Origin of the sequence: Paraburkholderia madseniana (genome assembly GCF_009690905.1) — a bacterium.
GTDB classification, from domain to species: Bacteria; Pseudomonadota; Gammaproteobacteria; order Burkholderiales; family Burkholderiaceae; genus Paraburkholderia; species Paraburkholderia madseniana.
On sequence record NZ_VOSW01000198.1, the window covers coordinates 1 to 6683 of the forward strand.

The window sequence follows — 6683 nt, forward strand, 5'->3', positions numbered from 1 at the left end:
CTCCTCTTAGTTATTGTCAGATCTCTTAGTTTTTCAGTCTTGAGCATGGTTAAGAGGAGGTGAGTGGTCTCGTTATCTTGGTTTTTTTTTTTTTTAGATGTGTATAAGAGACAGGTTATCAAATTCCCTCAGCGTAATCTTCGCGCCAAGCAGCGTGGCAAGCTCAACTGTGCGGTCTGTGCTGTGAGAGTCATAGACATGAATGTCGTCGCACCATTCGATGACGCTCTCCAGGCAGCCTGGAAGATCCTTTTCTTCGTTCTTTGTCAGAATTAGGACTGAGACATTGCTCATTGTTTTTCTCCAGATCCAGTTCGAATGGATATCTTTCTCGCAGGCATGCCCGCATATACCGTCCAGCGCTCGCGAAGACTGCGGGTCACCACCGAACGCGCGCCCACCACAACGCCCTCAGCGATCTCCGCTCCGGGGCAAACAAACGCTTCCGCGCAAATCCACGCCTCGCGCCCGACAGATATGGGCTGTGCCGTGAGCTGAAACATAGGATCGTTGAAGTCGTGACTACCAGTGCACAGATGCGCCCCCTGTGAGATCACGCAACGTTCCCCCAAAACAATTCGTTCCATGGAGTAAAGCGTGACGCCGTTGGCAACGCCCGCTAGTGCGCCAATCGAAAGATTCCACGGAGCCCAGATCTTGACCCGTGGATAAATGTGCGCTCCCGCGCCGACTTGAGCACCGAACGCTCTCAGAATGCCTCGACGCCACGCGTGACAAGGGCGCGGTGTAGGGAGAAAAAACAGCACGTATACGATTCCCCATAGCACGCGTGCCAAGCGATTCTTCAGCGAGAACGAAGGAGCAATCTTGGAGTCCACACCTTGCAAAATCATCGATTACGCCTCTTGCTGAGCCGTAACCGGCGAGCAATATCTAGCCGAGACGACAGGTGCCTCGAGCATTTTTCTGTGTATCAATTCATCCCTCAAGATCGCGAAGCGGCGTCTGATCAGACGTGCCGGAACGCCGCCGACCACCGTGAACGGTTCGACGTCATGGGTGACGACCGCCCCGGACGCCACCACTGCGCCGTCACCAATGGTTATTCCGCAGAGAATAGTCGCGCCGGCGCCAATCCACACGTCCTTGCCGACATGCGTGGGACGAAACACCGGTCTGCCGCTAAAAATGATCGGTACGCCGGGGAGGTCGAAGATGTGGTCATTGCCCACAATCTGGACATCGGGCCCCAGCATCGAATAACTGCCGACGCGAACGCCTGGATTGATCCGGCAGCCGGGACCCACGTAGACATATGCGTCTGCGTGAAAATCTCGGCTGATATCTCCATATCCGCCGAACAGCACCGTTGGATGCACGTCGCGGAGCCTGAGCAGTTTCCGCCAGAACAATCGTCTGGCGCTGCGCATCATGGCTCTAAGCTCGGCCTTCATTCGCATCTCCATAGATGGCTTGCATGTCGTTACCCCGCCGGGCCGCCTTGCCATGAATTGCATCCGAGAGCACTTCGCATTGCCTATAAGGGTTGTATATTTCGTCAATAATCCTGAAGCAGTTTTCTCGCGTCTGGCGTCGGTCATGAAATACGTCTGGAATCGAAATCAGACACCTCGACAGATCAGCCATGTCGCCGTAACGGAACAAAATTCCGGAGATACCGGGTGCGACCGCTTCCACTTCAGGCATTTGACGGTCCATGTCGGAGTGGCTAATGACCGGCGTACCGAACATGAGTGAATGCATGGCGGTCAAGCCGATTTTCCCGGGTGATACGACAACATCGGAATCGAATATGTAACCGGCCACCGCCTCCTCGTCGTACAGCTCACCAACGAAGTCGATGTCCAGCTTCAATTGCACTGCAAGTGCCTTCAGCTTGCTCTCCGCAGGGCCGCCCCCTATCAATGTCAACTTGAATCGCCACTCCGACGTTTCTTGCGCCAATGACACCGCATTCATTAATACGTCGTACGCGCACTTGTCGGTCAATCTGGACACACCGAGGATGCGGATTTCAGAGGACTGCCGAGGCTCTTCGGGACACGCTAACAACTGACGGCGTGTACGCAACTGGGACTGATAGTCCAGACTGTTAAACCCTACATAGAGGTTCCTGGAGTGAAATCCAAAACTTTCGGCAATGCATTTAGCGCGATAGCCATACAGATACTGTGCATGTCCGAGCGAGAAGAAGATACGCCTGATGTAGTTTTTCAAAGACCGATCGGCCGATAAGAATCCGTGCCCCCAAAAAAGCACGCGCTTGCGGGTCAAGCGCCCAATTGCAGCCGCCAGCCAGGTCGTAAAGAAATTCGGATTCGCGAGCAACACCAAGACGTCGAACTCGCTCGATAAGGATGCGTGTACCGCGGCCCACTGAAACGAGATGTCATTCAACACTTTGACCGTCGCCGGCCTGAAATCCGTATCGGCTTCGAAACGCAACGAGGGGATGCCTTGGTAGCGCTCCATCGGGTCGCCAAAGAACGTCACGTCAAAGTCGTCATTGCTGATCGCATCAAGAACGCCTTTGCGGTAATGCGGGAAAAAGTGGTACACGATAGCAACGCGGAGGCGCTTATTCGCGCCGCGGTCCTTGTTCGATCGGTGCACGGTGTGCGGTGAACCGATACGCTGGCCCCGCAACGTGCGCATCAGGCTAACAATGGTCACGCGCGCCCCTCCATCCGATGAGCGTGGTCGATCGCATCGATCACGTTGCACCCGAATTTTTTGGGGCTGTGTCGGAGCGCAAAGTCGGCGAGCTCAGGCGAGCCCTTAATGGAATGTACGATCGACTCCAATTTTCCCCAATCAAAGCGCTGTGCCGGCGGCGACGCGAGAAGAAAATCGTCCCATCGCAGGCCGAGTGAATGCTTTTCCCGATTGTGGTCGATAAGGCCGTAATTCGAGGTGATCACAGGCACACCAACTTGAGCCGACTGGATCAGCACGCCGCTCATTCCGCTAAAATTCTCGTAACACAGCCACATCGCATCGGCGGCCGCGAATACCAAACCTTCTTCAAGCGCAGAACAAAACCTGTTCATCACGACCAGTTGCGACCGGCGCGCCCCTGCCTCCGATATAAAAGACTGGATCAATTGGGCGGCTTCGGCATCCTGTACGCCGGCAAGCACTAGTCTGAAGTGCCTGGGAAGGTCTGCCGCTGAAAACATGCTCAATAGCCGGGCTAGGCCTTTTCTCGGACTGAGGGAGCCATAGGACGCGACAACAAAGTGATCTTCCTCCAACCCTAGCGCGTGTCGAGCCGTCTGCCTTTGCGCAGGTTTGCTAATGAACGAAACGTCTGGTACATATCTGATCTTCGGCGCCAATGCGGGCATGTTCTGCGTCACGTACTTCGGCAAGGGTTCATCGATCGTGGTAGCGAGCGCTAGTGCCCGCAGGCTCAGCATTCTTTGAAACAGCACTCTATTGACGACATCCATCTTCCCTCGCGGCCCCGCGATACCGCACGCCTGATGGTGAAACTTCGCGGCAAGGATCATGCCGCCGAAGGGCGTCGTGCCAAAGGGTGAGCCATACAATCCGACGATCTTGTCGATGTAGTTGAGGTACGGGACATAGACGAAATCAACTGTGCTGGTCTTACGGTATTCGCGGTAGGCCTGTTCGAAAGCACTCAGGTAGGCGCGCTGCCCGAACAGCAATTGGAGCTTTCCATAGCGGGTTTCCCGTGGAATTTCCGGCATTCTCGCAAGGTCCAGATCCGATCCCAAGGCCGATTTCACTCTTTGCGTTGCGGAATGAGCGAGCGCCGACGCTGTCGTCATTAACGTAACTTTCCATCCACGCCGGAACGCCTCTTCCGCCATCAGACGGACATACAGCACCATGCGGTGCCCTGTTGCCTCGGGTTCCACCAGCAGCAGCCTCGTCATGTCACACCCTCCCGTGCCGTGCCGGCGCCAAATCGTGGATGCGACGTGACGTCGCCGAATAGCGCGGCATAGCGTTCAGCGACGTGCGCGATCGAATAGACGCTCAAGTCGCGCTGGTGGCGAATCTTCGCTTCCGCGAGTACCTTTGTGATTGACGCCGCGTAATCTCGATGACTTGCTGGATCGACTGTCACGACGCCAGAGAAACGCGTGGCGAACCCGAAGACGGGAATGGTCGAAGCGACAATGGGCACGCCGCTCGCGAGTGCCTCGATCATCGCGACACTGTGTGCTTCGCGCTCAGAAGGCATAACGTACACGTCCGCGGCGCACAGCAACGCCGCAACGTCCGGCCGGCTCCCCAGAAATCGCACTTTGCCGGATAAACAGTGCTGCTCGACCAATCGCTTCAACGCGTCGCCATAGGATGGGTCTTCCGTCAGTCCTGCCAGCCACAATTCGACGGACTCGCCGGCGCGTAACATGTCTTTCAGCGCCAGCACGCTAGCGGCCTGATTCTTCACCGGCGACAGGCGCCCGACTTGGAGCACTACTGACACACTATCGTCAACCTTGAATTCGGCCCGCAGCCGGCGTCTGGCATTTTCATCGAATGCGAAGCGATCAAGATCAGTACCGTTGGGGATCGTTAGAAGCCGGCGAGGCACGCCACACCGCAAACGGTAATTGTTGGCGGCTGTCTCCGTGACGGTGACCACGGCCGCCGCATCACGCTGGAGAATGCGTTCACTCAGCCTGAGAAAGCCTCCTGCGTAGTCGTCGTTGGTGGCAGCATGCATGACGGTGACGACTGGAATGGCCGATGCCGTCAGCTTCATGGCGAGGCGTGCGTAAGCCGCCGGAATGACCGAATGCGCAACCACGACGTCAGGACGAAAATCGCGCAGTGTCGCGCGGATAAAGCGAAGCCGTCCCAAGCGCCCCAGCAATCGTGCAGGCGACGCGCACCAGACGCCCTTCTCTTCAAGTTTCGACCAAACCGGCCGGAAGGCCGCCTCGCACGGGTTGATCCCCATTACGCCTGCCACACCGGTTTTTGCGGTCGCGTGCACCTCCGCCAACGTGGCGGCGAGCATTTCGGCTCCGGAATGCCGCGGCGTCAGGACCACGTGCATGATGCGCATAACGTTCTCTCTCTAGACAGTCAGTGAAATTCCGGCCCGCAGCCGTTGTAGAGGCAACACCAATGCGGCAGCACAGACGAGCCCGAGTCCCACGGCGTGATACGGAAGCTTCGAGAACACTTGGCCCAGGATCACGATCAACGCCGCAACCGGCACGCCCACTGTGGCGAGTGGAAGCAACTGCCGGATCTGGTCACGGTCGTCCGACACGACATCCCAGAGCATTAACGCCGCGCAGACAAACACCGAAATCGTCGCGGCGAACGCGACGCCGATGGGACCTAGCCACGGCACCAGAATCGCCGATGAAATCAGCAGGCATGCCAACTGCACCACGGTCCCGCGAGTCACCCGGCTCGGCCTACCCGTGCCACGCAGGTAGGAGGTCAGCAGCCCGACCAGCACGCCAGCCGCCATCAGATACACGAAGATGCGGAAAAACGGCACGGCCCCGCTCCATTGCCCACCTAGCGCCAATTGGATGATGTCGCGCGCGGCGACACAGAGAAACGTCGCGACTACGAGCGCGATCGTCCCCAATTGACTGAACAGCGCCAATGCATAATGTGCGGCGCGGCTTTTGTCCTGACGCGCCAGTTCGGAAAAGTTCGGGAAGAGGTACTGACTCATCGCAATGCCAAAATCGGCTACGCCAAATTGCGCGAGGCGACTTGCGGTCTGGTACAGTCCCAAAGTCTGCACGCCGAATGTCTTGACCGTAATGATCCGGTCCAACTGATTGACAATCACGGTGAGCAAACTGCTCGCCCAAACCCAGCGACCGAACTCCATGACCTCGCCCAGTGGCTTGGTGTCGAAGTTCAGCCGCGGCTTCGTCTTGAACACAATGTGCGAGGCGATGGCCTTCAGAAACTCCGACAACGGCAATGCCGCGAGCACCCATATCACCTCGCGATAGGTCAGTGCGGCGACGGCAGACATCACAAAATCGGCCATGACGAAGGTGCTCGTCAACAATGCGACAGTACGAAAACGCCGCTCTCGCTGCGCGACGACAACGCGCACGCTAACAACGCACCTCGCGAACGGCACCAACGCGACCATCTGCAAAACGGTGGTTGCCTCCGGAATATTCATTAGCCGCGCAATCAGGCCGGAGGCGAAGAACAGGACAACCGTCAGCAACAAGCCCCGCAGCGCATTCGCCGTCCACAATGCGTCAAGGCCACGCTGATCCAGCAGCTCCTGCCGCTGGATCAGCGCATGGCTCATCCCCATCTCTGTCAACGACTCCGCTATTGACAACGCCATCAGGCAAGCCGCAATCAGACCGATCGATTGCGGCCCCAACAGTCGCGCAAGCAGGAAGAACTTGAACGCCACCAGCAGGCGCGACACAGCCTGTTGTGCAAAGACCCAAGTCACGCTGCTTTCGCCGAATCGCATCATTTTCATTGGTTGGCGGATGCGCTTAGGCCCGTTCCAGGACTTGCGTTTCGTAGCGCTGCAAGAAGTCATCGTAGGTCGCGGCCAATCCTTCCTGGAGGCCGATCTTCGCGCGCCAGCCGAGCTCTGCCAGCCTGCTGACGTCGAGTAGCTTTTGCGGTGTGCCGTCAGGTTTGCTGACGTCGAACTCGAGCCGGCCATCTAAGCCAACCGCATGCATCGCCGCACGGGCCAGCTCCTCAAT

Annotated in this window: 7 protein-coding genes and 1 pseudogene; all 8 read right to left on the bottom strand. The window is 57.4% G+C overall.

Annotated elements, in window-relative coordinates:
* Positions 1–93: 93 nt before the first annotated feature.
* Complete coding sequence (locus tag FSO04_RS44570) at positions 94–294, bottom strand: glycosyltransferase (RefSeq protein WP_233465445.1); 201 nt, start codon at positions 292–294, stop codon at positions 94–96.
* Positions 291–854 (bottom strand): LbetaH domain-containing protein, encoded by a 564-nt coding sequence (locus tag FSO04_RS44575; protein WP_154567719.1) that lies wholly within the window; start codon positions 852–854, stop codon positions 291–293. The genes FSO04_RS44570 and FSO04_RS44575 overlap by 4 nt, the downstream gene beginning before the upstream one ends.
* A 3-nt stretch (positions 855–857) precedes the next feature.
* Positions 858–1415, bottom strand: a complete 558-nt coding sequence (locus FSO04_RS44580) for an acyltransferase (protein ID WP_233465446.1) — start codon at positions 1413–1415, stop codon at positions 858–860.
* Positions 1399–2655, bottom strand: a complete 1257-nt coding sequence (locus FSO04_RS44585; protein ID WP_154567721.1) for a glycosyltransferase — start codon at positions 2653–2655, stop codon at positions 1399–1401. The genes FSO04_RS44580 and FSO04_RS44585 overlap by 17 nt, the downstream gene beginning before the upstream one ends.
* Complete coding sequence (locus FSO04_RS44590; protein WP_154567723.1) at positions 2652–3887, bottom strand: glycosyltransferase; 1236 nt, start codon at positions 3885–3887, stop codon at positions 2652–2654. Before FSO04_RS44590 ends, FSO04_RS44585 begins: the two co-directional genes overlap by 4 nt.
* Entirely contained in the window at positions 3884–5032 is a 1149-nt protein-coding gene (locus FSO04_RS44595) for a glycosyltransferase (RefSeq protein ID WP_154567725.1), read from the bottom strand. Before FSO04_RS44595 ends, FSO04_RS44590 begins: the two co-directional genes overlap by 4 nt.
* 12 nt (positions 5033–5044) lie before the next feature.
* A complete protein-coding gene (locus FSO04_RS44600; RefSeq protein WP_233465447.1) occupies positions 5045–6418 on the bottom strand; it encodes an oligosaccharide flippase family protein in 1374 nt (457 codons plus the stop codon).
* A gap of 46 nt (positions 6419–6464) precedes the next feature.
* A pseudogene (locus FSO04_RS46730) lies at positions 6465–6683 on the bottom strand (GDP-L-fucose synthase); the annotation flags it as partial.

Excerpts from the sequence above, each read along its gene's own strand:
- FSO04_RS44595 (WP_154567725.1), bottom strand. The coding sequence starts at position 5,032 with ATGCGCATCATGCACGTGGTCCTGACGCCGCGGCATTCCGGAGCCGAA.
- FSO04_RS44580 (WP_233465446.1), bottom strand. The coding sequence starts at position 1,415 with ATGAAGGCCGAGCTTAGAGCCATGATGCGCAGCGCCAGACGATTGTTC.
- FSO04_RS44590 (WP_154567723.1), bottom strand. The coding sequence starts at position 3,887 with ATGACGAGGCTGCTGCTGGTGGAACCCGAGGCAACAGGGCACCGCATG.
- FSO04_RS44570 (WP_233465445.1), bottom strand. The coding sequence starts at position 294 with ATGAGCAATGTCTCAGTCCTAATTCTGACAAAGAACGAAGAAAAGGAT.
- FSO04_RS44575 (WP_154567719.1), bottom strand. The coding sequence starts at position 854 with ATGATTTTGCAAGGTGTGGACTCCAAGATTGCTCCTTCGTTCTCGCTG.